This window comes from Pseudomonas sp. GW822-FHT04C11 (assembly GCF_058800905.1).
Map to the genome: position 1 here is coordinate 179,768 of NZ_JBXAMS010000009.1, position 18,561 is coordinate 198,328.

Sequence of the window (18,561 nt, forward strand, 5' to 3'; positions counted from 1 at the left end):
CTGGCGGTTGCGCATGGTAGCACCGGCCTTGCGCAGCGCTCAAGAATGCACTTGGGCACCGCGGCACGCTATGCTGCGCAACATTTATATACCAAGGAAGCCTGACCCATGGCAGGAAGCAGTTTGCTGGTGTTGATCGACGATATCGCCGCCGTACTCGACGATGTCGCGCTGATGACCAAGATGGCCGCGAAGAAAACCGCCGGCGTGCTCGGCGACGACTTGGCGCTCAACGCCCAGCAGGTATCCGGTGTCCGCGCCGAGCGGGAAATTCCGGTGGTCTGGGCCGTGGCCAAGGGCTCGTTTCGCAACAAGCTGATCCTGGTGCCGTCGGCGTTGGCCATCAGTGCATTCGTTCCTTGGCTGGTCACGCCCTTGTTGATGGTCGGTGGGGCCTACTTGTGTTTCGAAGGCTTCGAAAAGCTTGCTCACTCGTTTTTGCACAGCAAGGCTGAAGATCAGGCGGAACATGCGCAGTTGGTTGAAGCCGTCGCTGATCCGGCGACAGATCTGGTGGCATACGAGCAGGACAAGATCAAAGGCGCGGTGCGCACCGACTTTATCCTTTCGGCTGAAATCATCGCCATCACCCTCGGCACCGTCGCCGGTGCAACGCTGATGCAGCAAGTGATCGTGGTTTCAGGCATCGCTATCGTCATGACCATCGGCGTCTATGGTCTGGTGGCGGGTATCGTCAAGCTCGACGACCTTGGCCTGTGGCTGACCCGCAAGCCTGGGCAATTGGCCAAAAGCATCGGTGGCGCGATCCTGCGCACCGCGCCGTACATGATGAAAAGCCTCTCGGTGATCGGCACCGCGGCGATGTTTTTGGTCGGCGGCGGGATCCTGACCCACGGTGTGCCGGTGGTGCATCACTGGATCGAAAGTGCCGGCGCGGTGGCGGGCGGTGCCGGGTTTATCGTGCCGACGTTGCTCAACGCAGTGGCGGGGATTATTGCCGGTGCGGTGGTGTTGGCGGGTGTGATGGCCGTCAGCAAAGTTTGGCGGGCTGTAAAAGGCTGAAAAGATCGCAGGCTGCGATCTTTGCGATGTATGCAAAGCTAAATAAAAAAGGCCATTCGATTCATATCGAATGGCCTTTTTTGTTACCCGCTGAATGCCTTACTCGGCAATCTGCAGCTTGCGTGCTTCGGTGTACACGTAACGCACTTTCTCGTACTCGAACGGCGAGTTCAGCTGGCCGTAGCGGAAGTTGGTCTGATAGCGCTTGTCGATGCTGCGCAGGACCCAGATTTCCGGGTGGTTTGCGCTGACTTTCGAGACGTTCAGGTAGTTGATGGCCGACTCCGCCGTATAGTCGACCGCAAGGCCTGCGGTATCACGCAGGTTCGAGGGACCGAGGATTGGCAGTACGAAGTAAGCGCCGCCCGGAACCCCGTAGAAGCCCAGCGTCTGGCCGAAGTCTTCGACCTGGCGCGGCAGGCCCATGGCGGTGGCCGGGTCCCACAGGCCGCCGATGCCGAGGGTCGTGTTGAGCAGCAATCGCCCGGTGATGTCCAGTGAGCGCTGGCCCTTGAACTGCAGCAGGCTGTTCACCAGATTGGGTACGTCACCCAGGTTGTTGAAAAAGTTGCTGACGCCAGTGCGCAGGAAGCTTGGGGTAACGTAGCGATAACCGTCGACTACCGGCAGGAACACCCATTGGTCGAAGCGGTAGTTGAAGTGGTAGACCCGACGGTTCCACGACTCCAGCGGGTCATAGACACTCAGCGCATTCAGGGTCGAGCGTTCGAACTCACGCTGGTCCAGTCCCGGGTTGAACTTGAGTTTGGTCATCGGCTCGGTGAAGCCGTCCTGATCAACCACAGTCGTGGAGTTGGCCTTGCTGTTGTCGGCATGGGCATAGCCGACTGCGCCAAGCAGTGCAGCAAGCAGAAGGAGGTGTTTAGCCACGGAAGAACTCCAGCATGGCGTCGGCGTTGACGCGGTAGTTGAGGTTGCCGCAATGGCCGCCGTGAGGGTAAACCGTCAGGCGATCGCCGAAGGTTTTACGCAAGAAACCGAGGTCGCCCGGGCCGAGGATTACATCGTCGGCATTGTGCATCACGGCAATTTTCGGGCTGTCGTGCAGGTAGTCCTTGAGTGCGTAGAGGCTGACCTGGTCAATCAACTGCAAGATGCTGCCGCCGTCGGTCCGGGCGCGCCACATCGGGATCACCTGCTCGGTGAGGTAGCAGTTGAAATCACATTGCAGTGCACGCTTGAGGAATGGCGTGAGGCTGGTGCCTTCGGTGATCGGAAACTTGGGCGGGGTGATCAGGCCGCGTCGGTTGATCAGGTCCGAGGTGAAGGTGATGTCGGCGGCCGAAAAACGGAACGAGGTGCCGATCAGCATGGCCATCTGTTCGTTGCTCAGGTGCTGTTTCGATTGCTGGAAGTCGTAGACCAGCGCGTCGTTGAGGTCGATGTAGCCTTTTTGCTGGAAGTAGCGCGTCAGCTTGTTGAGCATCAGTTCATAGAACGTGGTGCTGTTGTTGATGCCCTTGACCTCGGTTTGTACAAGCTTGTCGAGGTTGGTGACAGAGGTGTAGAGGTTGACTGGAGGATTGAGCAGCAAGACTTTCTTGAAGTTGAAGCTGCGTCGGGTTTCATCCAGCTTGCTGACAAACGCCGCATCCAGTCCACCCAGGCTGTAGCCGGTGAGGTAGTAGTCGGTGATCGGCAGCTTTGGGTTTTGTGCACGCACCGCTTGCATCACGCGGTACATGTCCTCGGCGTCTTCCTTGGACACGCCCGGGGTGGCAAAGCGGGAAGCGGCGCTCATGAAGTCGAAACTGGTCGGTGAGGACAGTTGCACGACGTGATAACCGGCCTTGTAGTAGAGCTTTTTCAGGTATTCGTTAATGCTGCTGTCAAAGCGCGCGCCGGTGCCGGCAATCAGGAAAATCAGCGGTGCGGCGTGATCCTGTGTGGCCATGCGATAGGTGAGCTTTTTCACTGGCCAGAAATTGTCCGGCAGGTCGAACTCGCGTTCCGGGCGCAGCTTCAGGGTGTAGTCGGATTGATGGATCGCGTCATCGGACGGCAACTCGGGACGCAACTCCGGCGGGGTCGTGGCGATGGTCGCCTCGAACGGGTTGGTCAAGGGGTAGCCATAACTGACGGCGTCGATGTCTGCCGCCAGTGCGGACGCACTCAAAATAACGCCGCTTATCAAGGCAGCAAAGCGCAAGGAACGGAGCATGACTAATTCCCTTAGAGGAAGGTACCTGATGATGTTCGCAGGCTATGACCACCGCTGCTGCGCCAAAGTGCCATGCGGCGGCACCAAAGAGGCTGAATTCGGATCAATAGCGGCTGAACGATACACTTTGCAGCGATTGTCTGAACAGATTTCTACGGGTCTCGCTTGCTTACGGCTGGCGGGCGATTAAGCTGGGCGCCGTTTTCGTTTATCGGAGTGCTTCATGTCTCGCCGTCTGCCCGTCATTATTTTGCTTATCGCCTTGCCGCTGTGGCTGGCTGCCAGTTATGGCCTGCGTTATGTCCTGATGGAGGATGCCCAGTGGGTGGGTCTCTGTGTTGATGAGGCAAGCCGTTGGGAATGCCAGGCGCGCTCGACCCTCGGCTTGATGATTCACTTCAAGGTGATGGGCGGGGCTGCATTGGCGGCAGCGGTGCTGGGCTTTGTGGTGCCGGGCCGGGCTGGCTGGTGGCTGGCGGTGTTGGCGCTGGTGTTCGGATTTCCGGCATTGGCGCTGTACAACACCGGCATTGCGGTATTTGCCGTGGTGATCGCAGGGTTGCGGTTGGTGCGGGCGTGTGGCGAGGGGGCTTGACGGAACGCCGCACCGCCCCGTTCGGCTGCGAAGCAGCCGTAAAAAGCTCGTGGTGAACCGGCTGGACTCGGGACTACTCCGTAGTCCAGCGGGGGCAAGCCCCCTCGCCACAAAGGACCGCCGATAATCAATGCGATTTATCAGGTATTGCGAACCCGCAAGCTGCGCCACAGCGCGGCAATCATCAGCAGGCAAACCAGCGCCCAGCCCCAGGCTTGCTGGTTGAACAGGCCTTCGCGGTACAGCTGCGGGGCGATGCTGGCGCCGATGATGAAAGTCAGCAGTGCAATTTCCCGGCGCGGTGCGCTGACCGGGCGAATCAGATAGACCAGCGCTGGCAGCAGCAGGGCGGCGCTCGGGAAGCTGCGATAGCGCGGTTCGAACACCAGCCCCAGCATCATCACCGCGCCAGCGAATCCGGCGGCAGCGAGCAGCCAGCCAGCGCGACGTTCCAGTGCATTGAAGGCGCGTTCACGCCAACCGGTTCTGGCGCTGAGGAACAACGCCGCATGAGCCAGCACCAAAAAGTTCAGGCCGGTCAGTAACGCAGCCCAGATCCACTCATCGGCAAAGCGGCTGGTAGCGCGAGCCAGCTCACCCCAGGTGCCAATGGAGCATGCAGCGACCGCACCGAGCAGTGGCAACACCAACGCTGCGCGAGTACTGCGTACGCGGCCGCCAAGCATCAGCGTACCGAGGAAGATCAGGCTGCCGACGGCCAGCCATTGCGGCCAGAACGGCAGGTTGGTGACGGGGCCTGCCAGTACGCCCTTGTCCTGGCGGTTTGCGTCGAACAGCCCCCAGTAACCGCCGACCGCTCCTTCACTGGCGCGTTTCCACGGTTGGTCAAAGGCTTCGATCAGGTTGTAGTGCCAGCCTTGCTGCTCGGCCATCGCCACAAAACCACGAATGAACTTGGCTTCATTGACGCGGCTCGGTACGGCGGTTTCCCGTTGGCGACCTTCACTCGGCCAGCCGGTTTCGCCAATCAGCACGTCCTTGGGCGCGAAGCGGCTGCCGAAGATCTGCCGAACCTCGGCAACGTGCTGCAGGGCGGCGTCGATGTTGGACGGATCATCTTCCCAGTACGGCAGCAAGTGGATGGTCAGGAAGTCCACCGCCGGGGCGACTTCAGGATGCTTGAGCCAGAACTCCCAGACGTCGGCGTAGGTCACTGGCTGTTTGACGTGGCTCTTGACGTGGTTGATCAGCTTGGCCAATTGCGCGCCGGTGACTTCCTTGCGCAGCAGGGTTTCGTTGCCTACGATCACTGAGCTGACCACGTCCGGGTTGGCGTTGGCCTCGGCGATCAGCAGTTCGACTTCCTTGGCAGTGTCCACCGGGTTGCTGTTGACCCAGGCGCCGATCATCAGCTTCAGGCCATGCTTGCGCGCCAGGTCCGGCAGCGCTTCGAGACCGGTCATCGAATAGGTGCGAATGCACTCGAAGCGGGTTGCCAGCAACGCGAGGTCGGCGTCCATGCGTTCAGGGCGCAGTTTGAACGGCTGATCGAATGGCGATTGGTCCTTGTCGAATGGTGTGTACGAGGCGCACTGCAATTTGTGCGTGGCGCTGGCCACGTCCGGCAGCAGCACCGGTTGACCGAGCCCGTACCAGTAACCACCAAGGGCAAACAGGCCAAGCAGGCAGGCAAATAGATAAGCGAAAAAGGGGAAGCGCGAGGTGGCGGGCATGGTCAGGCCGTCTGGGAACAAAGCCGCGCATCTTACCTGCATTTGTCCCGTGCTTGGTGACCTGCATGGTTTTGACATGCAAAGTTCAGGCGGGATTCGCAGGGGCATTTTTGCAGGGCGCGATTACTGGCGTTCTGATGTCGTTTCTCGATGCCTTGAGGTCGCAGGCAGAGCAGGTCGCCGCAGGCGCGAGGTTGATTATCGACTCGTCAGTACTCCGCTGATGTTCGAACGGGTTTGCGGTGAGGCGTGATGGGGGCGCTGGGCACCATAACAATACATTGACGCTGCTCGGCATCCGTCGGGCGCAGCACTTTCGGGGAAGTAACGATGAAGATGCGACTACTCTTGGGCGCAGGTGCGGCTTTGGTGCTGGCGATCAGTTCTACTATGGCCAGCGCCGAAAGCAAGGCAGTGACGATCGGTTATGTCGATGGTTGGTCGGACAGCGTCGCCACCACCAACGTGGCTGCAGAAGTGATCAAGCAAAAGCTCGGCTACGACGTGAAACTGCAAGCCGTGGCCACCGGGATCATGTGGCAGGGTGTAGCCACCGGTAAACTCGATGCAATGCTGTCGGCCTGGCTGCCAGTAACTCATGGCGAATACTGGGCGAAGAACAAGGATCAGGTCGTCGATTACGGCCCGAACTTCAAGGATGCGAAAATCGGTCTGATCGTGCCGGAGTACGTCAAGGCCAAGACCATTGAGGATCTTAAAACCGACGAGAGCTTCAAAGGTCGTATCGTCGGCATTGACGCCGGTTCAGGCGTGATGCTCAAGACCGATCAGGCGATCAAGGATTACGGTCTGAGCAACTACACCCTCAAGGCCAGTTCCGGTGCCGGCATGATTGCCGAGCTGACCCGTGCCGAGAAGAAAAACGAATCCATCGCGGTCACCGGTTGGGTGCCGCACTGGATGTTCGCCAAGTGGAAACTGCGCTTCCTGGAAGACCCAAAAGGCGTTTATGGCGCAGCTGAAACCGTAAACAGCATCGGTAGCAAAGAACTGGCAACCAAAGCGCCGGAAGTTGCGAAGTTCCTGAAGAACTTCCAGTGGGCGTCGAAAGACGAAATCGGCGAAGTCATGCTGGCGATCCAGGATGGTGCCAAGCCTGAAGTGGCAGCCAAGGACTGGGTGGCCAAACACCCGGCGCGCGTCGCCGAGTGGACCAAGTAATTTGATCTGACGCGTCTGGTCAGCACGTTCCAGGGCCACCTGATATCACAGTAGGAGCCGAGCTTGCTCGCGATGCGGTCTTAAGGACGTCATCGCCGGCAAGCCGTGCTCCTACAGTGATGTAGGTGGCTTTTGTATTTTTGTTGGGGAGGGGCGCTTTTTATCGACTGATAATTGGCGAAATGGTCATGTCGTTCTAATACTAAGGTCGTCTGGAACCTGTTCTGCAGCCGCATAGAGTGGATACGTTCCAACTAAAATCTGTGCTGCGAGGATAAAAACAATGAACGACAGCATTTACCTCTCGATTCAAAACAGCCCGCGCTTCAAGGAGCTGGTTCGCAAACGAGAGCGGTTCGCCTGGATTCTCTCGGCGATCATGCTTGGGCTGTACGCAGGATTCATTCTTCTGATTGCTTACGGGCCGCATCTACTGGGGGCGAAGATCAGCCCTGAGTCATCGATTACCTGGGGCATACCGATTGGTGTAGGGCTGATTGTGTCGGCCTTCGTCCTGACGGCCATCTACGTACGACGCGCCAATGGCGAATTCGACGACCTGAACAATGCGATTCTCAAGGAGGCTCAGCAATGATCCGGCGTCTATTGGCAGCTTTAGGCATTGCAGCCTTCGCACCGGCCGTTTGGGCGGCCGAAGCGCTTACTGGCGAAGTGCATAAACAACCGCTCAACGTCTCGGCGATCCTGATGTTCGTGGTGTTCGTCGGTGCAACACTGTGTATCACCTACTGGGCCTCCAAGCGCAATAAGTCGGCGGCTGACTACTACGCGGCGGGTGGCAGGATCACCGGTTTGCAGAACGGCCTGGCGATTGCCGGTGACTACATGTCGGCGGCGTCCTTCCTGGGGATTTCCGCACTGGTGTTTGCCTCGGGCTACGATGGCCTGATCTACTCGATCGGCTTCCTGGTGGGCTGGCCGATCATTCTGTTTTTGATCGCCGAGCGTCTGCGTAACCTGGGTAAGTACACCTTTGCCGACGTGGCGTCCTACCGCCTCGGGCAAACCCAGATTCGCACCTTGTCCGCCTGCGGTTCGCTGGTGGTGGTGGCGTTCTACCTGATCGCGCAAATGGTCGGTGCCGGCAAGCTGATCCAGCTGCTGTTTGGCCTGGATTACCATGTTGCGGTGATTCTGGTGGGGATCCTGATGTGCCTCTATGTGTTGTTCGGCGGCATGCTGGCGACCACTTGGGTGCAGATCATCAAGGCTGTGCTGTTGTTGTCCGGTGCGTCGTTCATGGCGCTGATGGTGATGAAGCACGTTCACTTCGACTTCAATACGCTGTTCTCCGAGGCGATCAAGGTTCACCCTAAAGGTGAAGCGATCATGAGTCCGGGCGGTCTGGTGAAAGACCCTATCTCGGCATTCTCCCTTGGCCTGGCATTGATGTTCGGTACCGCTGGCCTGCCGCACATCCTGATGCGCTTCTTCACCGTGAGTGACGCTAAAGAAGCGCGCAAAAGCGTGCTGTATGCCACCGGCTTCATCGGTTACTTCTACATCCTGACGTTCATCATCGGCTTCGGCGCAATCCTGCTGGTCAGCACCAATCCGGCCTTCAAGGACGCTACGGGCGCGCTGTTGGGCGGCAACAACATGGCGGCGGTGCACCTGGCCAATGCGGTGGGCGGCAGTATCTTCCTCGGCTTCATCTCGGCAGTAGCCTTCGCCACCATTCTGGCGGTGGTTGCCGGACTGACCCTGGCCGGGGCCACGGCGGTGTCTCACGACCTGTACGCCAGTGTGATCAAGAAGGGCAAGGCCAACGAGAAGGATGAGATCCGGGTTTCGAAGATCACCACCATCGCCTTGGGCGTGTTGGCGATTGTTCTGGGCATCCTGTTCGAAAGTCAGAACATCGCGTTCATGGTGGGCCTGGCATTCTCGATCGCTGCCAGCTGCAACTTCCCGGTACTGCTGCTTTCCATGTACTGGAAGAAACTGACTACGCGCGGTGCGATGGTCGGCGGCTGGATGGGGCTGGTCAGTGCGGTGGGCCTGATGGTGCTGGGCCCGACCATTTGGGTGCAGATCATGGGGCACGAGAAGGCGATCTTCCCGTATGAGTACCCGGCGCTGTTCTCGATGGCCATTGCCTTTGTCGGTATCTGGTTCTTCTCGATCACCGACAAGTCCGCAGCGGCTGACAATGAGCGGGCGCTGTTCTTCCCGCAATTCGTCCGTTCGCAGACCGGATTGGGGGCGAGCGGGGCGGTGTCGCACTAACGTACAGGGTTGTATAAGCGTCTCTATATAAGCAGCGTTAAACAGAAATGCCCCGGTCGAGAGATCGGGGCATTTTTTATGAGAAGTACGCTCTCCGTAGCAGCTGCCGAGCCTGCGAGGCTGCGTTCGGCTGCGCAGCAGTCGCAAATCAGGCGCGTCGGTTCTTCGGGGGGCATCGTGTATGGCGGGTTTACAGGGGGTGGTGGGGTGATCCGGGGTAAACAAAAACGGCCTCTGCTCTTTTATCAGAGGCAGAGGCCGTTTTCGGTGCAGCTAAGACGTTATCGCAAGACAGGTCTTACTTGCGGTCTTCAAGCCGGGTGATGTCGCGCGACTCGTAGCCGGTGTACAGCTGGCGCGGGCGGCCAATCTTGTACGGGCTGGAGAGCATTTCTTTCCAGTGGGAGATCCAGCCAACGGTCCGCGCCAGGGCGAAGATCACGGTGAACATACTGGTTGGAATGCCGATCGCCTTGAGGATGATCCCCGAGTAGAAGTCGACGTTCGGGTACAGCGAGCGTTCGATGAAGTACGGGTCGGTCAGGGCGATCTCTTCCAGGCGCATGGCCAGTTCGAGTTGCGGATCGTTCTGGATACCCAGTTCCTTGAGCACTTCGTCGCAGGTCTTTTTCATGACGGTAGCGCGTGGGTCGCGGTTTTTGTAAACCCGGTGACCGAAGCCCATCAGTTTGAACGGATCGTTCTTGTCCTTGGCCTTGGCGATGAACTTGTCGATGTTCGAGACATCGCCAATTTCGTCGAGCATGGTCAGCACGGCTTCGTTGGCGCCGCCGTGAGCCGGGCCCCAAAGTGCAGCGATACCGGCAGCGATACAGGCGAACGGGTTGGCACCCGACGAGCCGGCCAGGCGTACGGTGGAGGTCGATGCGTTCTGCTCGTGGTCGGCGTGGAGGATGAAGATCCGGTCCATGGCCTTGGCGAGTACCGGGCTGATCGGTTTGATCTCGCACGGGGTGTTGAACATCATGTGCAGGAAGTTTTCCGCATACGACAGGTCGTTGCGCGGGTACATCATGGGTTGACCCATGGAGTACTTGTAAACCATCGCTGCGAGGGTTGGCATCTTGGCAACCAGGCGGATCGCGGAGATTTCGCGATGCTGCGGGTTATTGATGTCCAGGGAGTCGTGGTAGAACGCCGAAAGGGCGCCGACTACACCGCACATGACGGCCATCGGGTGGGCGTCGCGACGGAAGCCGTTGAAGAAGGTCTTCAGTTGCTCATGAACCATGGTGTGGTTCTTGACGGTGCTGACGAACTGGGCCTTCTGTTCTGCAGTCGGCAATTCGCCGTTGAGCAGCAGGTAGCAGGTTTCCAGATAGTCCGACTTCTCGGCGAGTTGCTCGATCGGGTAGCCGCGGTGCAACAAAATGCCGTTGTCGCCGTCGATATAGGTAATCTTCGATTCGCAAGAGGCGGTCGACATGAAACCCGGGTCAAAAGTGAAACGGCCCGTGGCCGTCAGGCCCCGAACGTCGATTACATCGGGACCAACGGTGCCGGTTAAAATGGGCAGCTCGACGGGGGCTGCGCCCTCGATGATCAACTGCGCTTTTTTGTCAGCCATGTGGCCTCCTATTTATGCTTGAAATCATCAGACAGACCCCCCACGCAGGGCCCGCACCACTATAGTGAGATAAATTCGAATGTCAATTTGCCTAAAGTCTTGCTCCAGAAGGCTTTAACCGGACTTTTTCCTCGAAATTACCTGCCGTTTACGCCTTTTATCCCGCTTGCGCAATGAGCTATTAGGGGAAGGTGAACGCGTTGTCATTAGTAGCCTAACTGTCTATACTCGGCCACCGACCGCCAGGGGCTTTTGGGCCTGCTTTATTGGGGGTCGCATCCCTGGGTGGTGGTTACCTGACCAGTGCACTCCCCAACAACTTTGCCCTGATTGTTAGGGGCTCTTCAGTGTGAAAAAAAAGCCGTGAAAAGCCAACGACCTGTAAACCTAGACCTAAGGACCATCAAACTCCCCATCACCGGCGTTACGTCGTTTCTTCACCGTGTTTCCGGCATCATCCTCTTCCTGGGCCTTGGCATCATGCTGTATGCATTGAGCAAATCCCTGGGTTCCGAGGAAGGTTTTGCCGAGGTGAAGGCATGCTTGACCAGTCCGCTGGCCAAGTTCGTAGCATGGGGCCTGCTGTCCGCCTTGCTGTATCACATGGTGGCCGGTGTACGCCATCTGATCATGGACATGGGCATCGGTGAGACGCTGGAAGGCGGCAAACTGGGCTCGAAAATTATCATCGCCATTTCCGTGGTGTTGATCGTTCTGGCGGGAGTTTGGATATGGTAACCAGCGTTACGAACCTATCGCGTTCGGGCCTCTATGACTGGATGGCACAGCGTGTGTCTGCGGTCGTTCTCGCGGCTTATTTCATTTTTCTGATCGGATACCTTGTTGCGCACCCTGGCCTTGGCTACGCCCAATGGCACTTGCTGTTCGCAAACAACTGGATGCGCATCTTCAGTCTGTTGGCCCTGGTTGCCCTTGGCGCTCACGCCTGGGTCGGCATGTGGACCATCGCGACCGACTACCTGACGCCGATGGCGCTGGGCAAGTCCGCGACTGCAGTACGTTTCCTTTTCCAGGCAGTATGCGGCGTTGCAATGTTCGCTTACTTCGTCTGGGGTGTGCAGATTCTCTGGGGTATCTGATTCATGTCTAACTCAGTAAATACGCTTTCGTTCGACGCCATCATCATTGGCGGCGGCGGTGCCGGCATGCGCGCTGCGCTGCAGCTGGCACAAGGTGGTCACAAGACTGCCGTAGTTACCAAGGTTTTCCCGACTCGTTCGCACACCGTATCCGCACAGGGTGGCATCACCTGCGCCATCGCCTCCGCTGATCCGAACGATGACTGGCGCTGGCACATGTACGATACCGTCAAGGGTTCCGACTACATCGGTGACCAGGACGCTATCGAATACATGTGTTCCGTAGGCCCGGAAGCGGTCTTCGAGCTCGAGCACATGGGCTTGCCGTTCTCCCGTACCGAACAGGGTCGCATCTATCAGCGTCCGTTCGGCGGTCAGTCGAAAGACTTCGGTAAAGGTGGCCAGGCTGCCCGTACCTGCGCTGCTGCCGACCGTACCGGTCACGCTCTGCTGCACACCCTGTACCAGGCCAACCTGAAGGCCGGCACCGTATTTCTCAACGAATACTACGGCGTCGACCTGGTGAAGAACGAAGACGGTGCCTTTGTCGGCATGATCGTCATCTGCATCGAAACCGGCGAAACCTCCTACGTCCGCGCTAACGCCACCGTTCTGGCGACTGGCGGTGCAGGTCGTATCTACTCGTCCACCACCAACGCCCTGATCAACACCGGTGACGGCGTCGGCATGGCTCTGCGTGCTGGCGTGCCGGTACAAGACATCGAAATGTGGCAGTTCCACCCGACCGGCATCGCCGGCGCCGGTGTACTGGTTACCGAAGGTTGCCGCGGTGAAGGCGGTTATCTGATCAACAAGCACGGCGAGCGTTTCATGGAGCGTTATGCTCCGAACGCCAAAGACCTTGCCGGTCGTGACGTGGTTGCTCGCTCGATGGTTAAAGAAATCATCGCCGGCAACGGTTGCGGTCCGGATGGCGACCACGTGATGCTGAAACTCGATCACCTCGGTGAAGAAGTTCTGCACAGCCGTCTGCCAGGCATCATGGAACTGTCCAAGACCTTCGCTCACGTCGATCCAGCCGTAGCGCCGATCCCGGTTGTTCCAACCTGCCACTATATGATGGGCGGCGTTGCCACCAACATTCATGGCCAGGCAATCACTCAGGACGCCGACGGCAAGGACCAGATCATTCCTGGCCTGTTCGCGGTAGGCGAAGTGGCGTGCGTATCGGTTCACGGTGCCAACCGTCTGGGCGGCAACTCGCTGCTCGACCTGGTGGTATTCGGCCGTGCGGCCGGCCTGTTCCTGGAGCAGACCCTGAAAGAAGGCGTCGACTACGCTCGCCCTCGCCAGTCCGACATCGACGCAGCCCTGGCGCGTCTCGATGGCCTGAACTCGCGTACCGAAGGCGAAGACGTCGCTACCCTGCGTAAAGAGCTGCAAAGCTGCATGCAGAACTACTTCGGTGTATTCCGTACCGGCGAATACATGCAGAAGGGTATTGCTCAGCTGGCTGATCTGCGTGGCCGTATCGCCAACGTCAAGATCAACGATAAGAGCCAGGCGTTCAACACTGCTCGTATCGAAGCGCTGGAACTGCAAAACCTGCTGGAAGTGGCCGAAGCTACTGCCATTGCTGCAGAGATCCGCAAAGAGTCCCGCGGCGCTCACGCCCGTGAAGACTACGAAGATCGCGACGACGAAAACTGGCTGTGCCACACCCTGTACTTCCCGGGTGACAAGCGCGTTACCAAGCGTGCCGTGAACTTCTCGCCGAAGACTGTTCCGACTTTTGAACCTAAGATTCGGACTTATTAAGGGTGGCCGCCATGTTGCAAGTCAGTGTTTATCGCTACAACCCTGATCAGGACGCCGCGCCGTTCATGCAGGAATTCAAGGTCGACACCGGTGGTAAAGACCTGATGGTGCTGGACGTGCTGGCCCTGATCAAAGAGCAGGACGAGGGTTTCTCCTATCGTCGCTCTTGCCGTGAAGGTGTTTGCGGTTCCGACGGCATGAACATCAACGGCAAAAACGGTCTGGCCTGCGTCACGCCGCTGTCTGCCGTCGTCAAAGGTAACAAGTTGATCGTTCGTCCTCTGCCAGGTTTGCCGGTTATCCGTGACCTGGTCGTCGATATGAGCATCTTCTACAAGCAATACGAAAAGGTTAAGCCTTTCCTGCAGAACGACACGCCGGCTCCGGCCATCGAGCGTCTGCAGACTCCTGAAGAGCGTGAAAAGCTCGACGGTCTGTACGAGTGCATCCTGTGCGCTTGCTGCTCGACCTCTTGCCCGTCCTTCTGGTGGAACCCGGACAAGTTCCTGGGTCCAGCTGCTCTGCTGCAAGCCTACCGCTTCCTGGCAGACAGCCGTGACACCAAGACTTCCGAGCGTCTGGCTTCGCTGGATGACCCGTTCAGCGTATTCCGCTGCCGCGGGATCATGAACTGCGTCAACGTATGTCCGAAAGGCCTGAACCCGACTAAGGCCATCGGTCACATACGTAACATGCTGCTGCAAAGCGGCGTGTGATTCAGCTGTTGTACCCGTAGAACTGCTGTACCCGTAGAGGCTAAGGCGCGGGCTTCAACCCGCGTCTTGGCTATAACCAGAGTGGCAGCCCACAAGGCTGCGGCTCTTATTTTGAAGAAATGAGACAAGCAGGGGCATCCGGGCTGGTACCCGGACTATCAGCGTGATCCTAAGTGGCTTGTTTTGGTCGCTGCACTCGGACTTCTGCAAGCTTGCTCGGTGTCTTCGCCGATGGTGTTCCCCTAACCGAGGGTGACCAAGCATGCAAGAAAGCGTGATGCAGCGCATGTGGAACAGCGGCTATCTTTCAGGTGGTAACGCTGCCTATGTGGAAGAGCTTTATGAGCTCTACCTGCACGACCCTAACGCTGTGCCAGAAGAGTGGCGCACCAAATTTCAGACGTTGCCCGCTGACGGCAACGCTGCCACCGATGTATCGCACTCGACGATTCGCGATCATTTCGTGCTGCTGGCAAAGAACCAGCGCCGCGCCCAACCGGTTTCCGCCGGCAGCGTGAGCAGTGAGCACGAGAAGAAGCAAGTTGAAGTACTGCGACTGATCCAGGCCTACCGTATGCGTGGCCACCAGGCAGCCCAGCTTGACCCGCTGGGGCTGTGGCAGCGTCCTGCACCTGCAGACCTGTCGATCAATCATTACGGCTTGACCAATGCCGATCTTGATACGACCTTCCGTGCCGGCGACCTGTTCATCGGCAAAGAGGAAGCGAGCCTACGCGAAATTCACGAAGCGTTGCAGCAGACATATTGCCGCACCATCGGCGCTGAATTTACTCACATCGTCGATTCCGAGCAGCGCCAGTGGTTCCAGCAGCGTCTGGAAGGCGTGCGTGGTCGTCCGGTGTATTCGGCCGACATCAAGAGCCATCTGCTTGAGCGCGTCACCGCAGGTGAAGGTCTGGAAAAATACCTGGGTACCAAATACCCGGGCACCAAGCGTTTCGGCCTGGAAGGCGGCGAAAGCCTGATTCCGATGCTGGACGAGCTGATCCAGCGCTCCGGTTCCTACGGCACCAAGGAAATCGTTATCGGCATGGCCCACCGTGGCCGTCTGAACGTGCTGGTCAACACCTTCGGCAAGAACCCGCGCGAGCTGTTCGACGAGTTCGAAGGCAAGAAGAAGGTCGAGCTGGGCTCCGGTGACGTTAAATACCACCAGGGCTTCTCCTCCAACGTGATGACCGCAGGCGGCGAAGTCCACCTGGCCATGGCCTTCAACCCGTCCCACCTGGAAATCGTTTCGCCAGTGGTCGAGGGTTCGGTCCGTGCCCGTCAGGATCGTCGCAACGATCCAACCGGTGAGAAAGTCCTGCCGATTTCCATCCACGGTGACGCGGCATTCGCCGGTCAGGGCGTGGTCATGGAAACCTTCCAGATGTCGCAGACTCGCGGCTTCCGGACTGGCGGTACGGTTCACATCGTGATCAACAACCAGGTTGGCTTCACCATCAGCAACCCGGAAGACTCGCGCTCCACCGAGTACGCCACCGACGTTGCGAAAATGATCCAGGCGCCGATCCTCCATGTGAATGGTGATGATCCGGAAGCCGTATTGTTCGTGACCCAGCTGGCCATCGACTACCGCATGCAGTTCAAGCGTGACGTGGTGATCGACCTGGTCTGCTACCGTCGTCGCGGCCACAACGAAGCGGACGAGCCAAGCGGCACCCAGCCTCTGATGTATCAGCAGATCACCAAGCAGCGCACCACGCGTGAGCTGTATGCCGATCGCCTGACCCAGAGCGGTGTGCTTGACGCAGCGCGTGTTCAGACGAAAGTCGACGAATACCGCAACGCGCTGGACAACGGTCTGCACGTAGTGAAAAGCCTGGTCAAGGAGCCGAACAAAGAGCTGTTCGTCGACTGGCGTCCGTATCTGGGCCACGCCTGGACTGCGCGTCACGACACCACGTTCGATCTGAAGACCCTGCAAGAGCTGTCCGCCAAACTGCTGGAAATCCCGGAAGGTTTCGTGGTTCAGCGCCAGGTTGCGAAGATCTACGAAGACCGTCAGAAAATGCAAGCCGGCGGCCTGCCGATCAACTGGGGTTACGCCGAAACCATGGCGTACGCGACCCTGGCGTTCGAAGGTCACCCGATTCGCATGACCGGCCAGGACATCGGCCGCGGTACGTTCTCGCACCGTCATGCGGTATTGCACAACCAGAAAGACGCGGGCACCTACATCCCGTTGCAACACCTGTACGAAGGCCAGCCACGTTTCGACCTGTACGATTCGTTCCTGTCCGAAGAAGCCGTACTGGCGTTCGAATACGGCTACTCCACCACCACGCCTGACGCGCTGGTGATCTGGGAAGCCCAGTTCGGCGACTTCGCCAACGGTGCCCAAGTGGTTATCGACCAGTTCATCACCAGCGGTGAGCACAAGTGGGGCCGTCTGTGCGGTCTGACCATGTTGCTGCCACACGGTTATGAAGGTCAGGGTCCGGAGCACTCTTCGGCTCGTCTGGAGCGTTACCTGCAGCTGTGCGCCGAGCACAACATTCAGGTGTGCATGCCGACTACGCCGGCCCAGATCTACCACTTGCTGCGTCGCCAGGTGATTCGTCCTCTGCGCAAACCACTGGTAGTGCTGACTCCGAAGTCGCTGTTGCGTCACAAGCTGGCCATCTCGACCCTGGAAGATCTGGCCGAAGGTTCGTTCCAGACCGTTATTCCGGAAATCGATGCGCATGATCCGAAAAAGGTCACTCGTCTCGTGCTGTGTAGCGGCAAGGTCTACTACGACCTGCTGGAAAAACGCCGTGCCGAAGGTCGTGACGACATCGCCATCGTGCGTCTTGAGCAGCTGTACCCATTCCCTGAGGACGACTTGATTGAAGTCCTGGCTCCTTATTCCAACCTCAAACACGTCGTTTGGTGTCAGGAAGAGCCGATGAACCAGGGTGCCTGGTACTGCAGCCAGCATCACATGCGTCGCATCGTTGGCGGTCACAACAAGTCTCTCGTACTCGAGTACGCGGGCCGTGACGCTTCTGCTGCACCTGCATGTGGTTATGCATCGATGCACGCCGAGCAGCAGGAAAAACTGCTGCAAGACGCCTTTACTGTTTAACGCCTTCGCGCACCTGAAACCGAATTTAAGGAACCACAGACAATGGCTATCGAGATCAAAGCCCCCACTTTCCCGGAATCGGTTGCCGATGGCACCGTTGCCACCTGGCACAAAAAACCGGGCGACGCGGTCAAGCGCGACGAACTGATCGTCGACATCGAAACCGATAAAGTCGTACTGGAAGTGTTGGCTACCGCTGATGGCGTACTGGGCGCTATCGTCAAGAACGAAGGCGACACCGTTCTGTCCGACGAAGTCCTGGGCTCCATCGGGGAGGGCGGTGCTGTTGCCGCCGCTCCGGCTGCCGCTGCTGCACCTGCACAGGCTGCTGCTTTGTCCGTTGTTGGCGAAGATGATCCTGTTGCTGCACCGGCTGCTCGCAAGCTGGCTGAAGAAAACGGCATCAACATCGCTTCCGTTGCCGGTACTGGCAAAGGCGGTCGTGTGACCAAGGAAGACGTGGTTGCAGCCGTTGCTGCCAAGGCCGCTGCTCCGGCTGCCGCGCCTGCCAAGGCCGCTGCCCCGGCTGCCGCTGCTCCTGTGTTCGCCGCTGGCGACCGCACCGAGAAGCGCGTACCGATGACCCGCGTGCGTGCAACCGTGGCCAAGCGCCTGGTTGAAGCCCAGTCGAACATGGCGATGCTGACTACTTTCAACGAAGTCGACATGACTGAAGTCATGGCCCTGCGTTCGAAGTACAAGGACCTGTTCGAGAAGTCCCACAATGGCGTGCGCCTGGGCTTCATGTCGTTCTTCGTGAAAGCGGCTACCGAGGCGCTGAAACGCTTCCCGGCTGTCAACGCTTCCATCGACGGTGGCGACATCGTGTACCACGGCTATGCTGACGTCGGCGTTGCCGTGTCCAGCGACCGTGGCCTGGTGGTGCCGGTTCTGCGTAACGCCGAACTGATGAGCCTGGCTGAAATCGAAGGCGGCATTGCCAACTTCGGCAAGAAGGCTCGCGACGGCAAGCTGACCATCGACGAAATGACTGGTGGCACGTTCACCATCACCAACGGTGGTACATTCGGCTCGATGATGTCGACCCCGATCGTCAACCCGCCACAAGCGGCTATCCTGGGCATGCACAACATTCTGCAGCGTCCGATGGCGATCAACGGTCAGGTTGTTATTCGTCCGATGATGTACCTGGCTCTGTCCTACGATCACCGTTTGATCGACGGCAAAGAAGCTGTGACCTTCCTGGTTACCATCAAGAACCTGCTGGAAGACCCGGCTCGTCTGCTGCTGGATATCTGATTTCGTTGCACGGGCCGCTCAGCGATGAGCGGCCCATCTGTAATGACCAGCTTCGTCCCACGACGGTCCCCTGAACGGGATCGTCCGGTTTGATTCGA

The 18,561-nt window shown here is 58.5% G+C and carries 16 protein-coding genes; 12 read left to right on the plus strand and 4 right to left on the minus strand.

The window, feature by feature from the left end:
* Positions 1–108: 108 nt before the first annotated feature.
* Positions 109–1,023, plus strand: coding sequence for a DUF808 domain-containing protein (locus AC1RJ3_RS17065; RefSeq protein WP_347927645.1), 915 nt, complete (start codon positions 109–111; stop codon positions 1,021–1,023).
* 99 nt (positions 1,024–1,122) lie between these two features.
* Here AC1RJ3_RS17065 and AC1RJ3_RS17070 read toward each other — a convergent pair whose 3' ends face one another.
* Both AC1RJ3_RS17070 and AC1RJ3_RS17075 read right to left on the minus strand, forming a co-directional pair.
* Positions 1,123–1,914 carry an MlaA family lipoprotein gene (locus AC1RJ3_RS17070; RefSeq protein WP_054593433.1) on the minus strand — a complete coding sequence of 264 codons (792 nt, stop codon included), beginning with the start codon at positions 1,912–1,914 and terminating at the stop codon, positions 1,123–1,125.
* Positions 1,907–3,205 (minus strand): alpha/beta fold hydrolase family protein, encoded by a 1,299-nt coding sequence (locus AC1RJ3_RS17075; RefSeq protein WP_054593432.1) that lies wholly within the window; start codon positions 3,203–3,205, stop codon positions 1,907–1,909. The genes AC1RJ3_RS17070 and AC1RJ3_RS17075 overlap by 8 nt, the downstream gene beginning before the upstream one ends.
* Here AC1RJ3_RS17075 and AC1RJ3_RS17080 point away from each other — a divergent pair.
* Together AC1RJ3_RS17080 and AC1RJ3_RS17085 are read left to right on the plus strand one after the other, a co-directional pair.
* Entirely contained in the window at positions 3,204–3,395 is a 192-nt protein-coding gene (locus tag AC1RJ3_RS17080) for a hypothetical protein (protein ID WP_146016098.1), read from the plus strand. The genes AC1RJ3_RS17075 and AC1RJ3_RS17080 overlap by 2 nt on opposite strands.
* Positions 3,396–3,428: 33 nt before the next feature.
* Positions 3,429–3,800, plus strand: a complete 372-nt coding sequence (locus tag AC1RJ3_RS17085; protein ID WP_347927642.1) for a hypothetical protein — start codon at positions 3,429–3,431, stop codon at positions 3,798–3,800.
* A 140-nt stretch (positions 3,801–3,940) separates the two neighbouring features.
* On the opposite strand, the gene AC1RJ3_RS17090 is transcribed toward AC1RJ3_RS17085, so the two are convergent.
* Positions 3,941–5,536: a glycoside hydrolase family 17 protein gene (locus AC1RJ3_RS17090; RefSeq protein ID WP_493079565.1), complete on the minus strand. Its 1,596-nt coding sequence runs from the start codon at positions 5,534–5,536 to the stop codon at positions 3,941–3,943.
* A 288-nt stretch (positions 5,537–5,824) separates the two neighbouring features.
* Between AC1RJ3_RS17090 and AC1RJ3_RS17095 the strand changes: the two genes are divergently transcribed.
* The 3 genes from AC1RJ3_RS17095 to AC1RJ3_RS17105 all read left to right on the plus strand — a co-directional run bounded on the left by AC1RJ3_RS17095 (position 5,825) and on the right by AC1RJ3_RS17105 (position 8,926).
* The gene (locus tag AC1RJ3_RS17095; RefSeq protein ID WP_347927638.1) at positions 5,825–6,676 is read left to right on the plus strand and encodes a glycine betaine ABC transporter substrate-binding protein; all 852 of its coding nucleotides are present in this window, start codon (positions 5,825–5,827) and stop codon (positions 6,674–6,676) included.
* Between the two features lie 283 nt (positions 6,677–6,959).
* Complete coding sequence (locus tag AC1RJ3_RS17100) at positions 6,960–7,271, plus strand: DUF485 domain-containing protein (RefSeq protein WP_054593428.1); 312 nt, start codon at positions 6,960–6,962, stop codon at positions 7,269–7,271.
* On the plus strand, positions 7,268–8,926 hold the full coding sequence (locus AC1RJ3_RS17105) for a cation acetate symporter (protein ID WP_054593427.1): 1,659 nt from the start codon (positions 7,268–7,270) through the stop codon (positions 8,924–8,926). Before AC1RJ3_RS17100 ends, AC1RJ3_RS17105 begins: the two co-directional genes overlap by 4 nt.
* 298 nt (positions 8,927–9,224) lie before the next feature.
* Here the strand turns inward: AC1RJ3_RS17105 and gltA are convergent, their stop codons facing one another.
* Positions 9,225–10,514 carry a citrate synthase gene (gltA, locus tag AC1RJ3_RS17110; RefSeq protein ID WP_019692325.1) on the minus strand — a complete coding sequence of 430 codons (1,290 nt, stop codon included), beginning with the start codon at positions 10,512–10,514 and terminating at the stop codon, positions 9,225–9,227.
* A gap of 363 nt (positions 10,515–10,877) precedes the next feature.
* Between gltA and sdhC the strand changes: the two genes are divergently transcribed.
* The 6 genes from sdhC to odhB all read left to right on the plus strand — a co-directional run bounded on the left by sdhC (position 10,878) and on the right by odhB (position 18,463).
* Positions 10,878–11,252 (plus strand): succinate dehydrogenase, cytochrome b556 subunit, encoded by a 375-nt coding sequence (gene sdhC, locus AC1RJ3_RS17115; protein WP_081013689.1) that lies wholly within the window; start codon positions 10,878–10,880, stop codon positions 11,250–11,252.
* Positions 11,246–11,614, plus strand: a complete 369-nt coding sequence (sdhD, locus tag AC1RJ3_RS17120) for a succinate dehydrogenase, hydrophobic membrane anchor protein (RefSeq protein ID WP_019692323.1) — start codon at positions 11,246–11,248, stop codon at positions 11,612–11,614. Before sdhC ends, sdhD begins: the two co-directional genes overlap by 7 nt.
* A 3-nt stretch (positions 11,615–11,617) precedes the next feature.
* Positions 11,618–13,393 (plus strand): succinate dehydrogenase flavoprotein subunit, encoded by a 1,776-nt coding sequence (gene sdhA, locus AC1RJ3_RS17125; protein WP_054593425.1) that lies wholly within the window; start codon positions 11,618–11,620, stop codon positions 13,391–13,393.
* An 11-nt stretch (positions 13,394–13,404) separates the two neighbouring features.
* On the plus strand, positions 13,405–14,109 hold the full coding sequence (locus AC1RJ3_RS17130; RefSeq protein ID WP_054593424.1) for a succinate dehydrogenase iron-sulfur subunit: 705 nt from the start codon (positions 13,405–13,407) through the stop codon (positions 14,107–14,109).
* Positions 14,110–14,371: 262 nt separating this feature from the next.
* Positions 14,372–17,203: a 2-oxoglutarate dehydrogenase E1 component gene (locus tag AC1RJ3_RS17135; RefSeq protein WP_054593423.1), complete on the plus strand. Its 2,832-nt coding sequence runs from the start codon at positions 14,372–14,374 to the stop codon at positions 17,201–17,203.
* 42 nt (positions 17,204–17,245) lie between these two features.
* Positions 17,246–18,463: a 2-oxoglutarate dehydrogenase complex dihydrolipoyllysine-residue succinyltransferase gene (gene odhB, locus AC1RJ3_RS17140; protein ID WP_054593422.1), complete on the plus strand. Its 1,218-nt coding sequence runs from the start codon at positions 17,246–17,248 to the stop codon at positions 18,461–18,463.
* Positions 18,464–18,561: the final 98 nt, after the last annotated feature.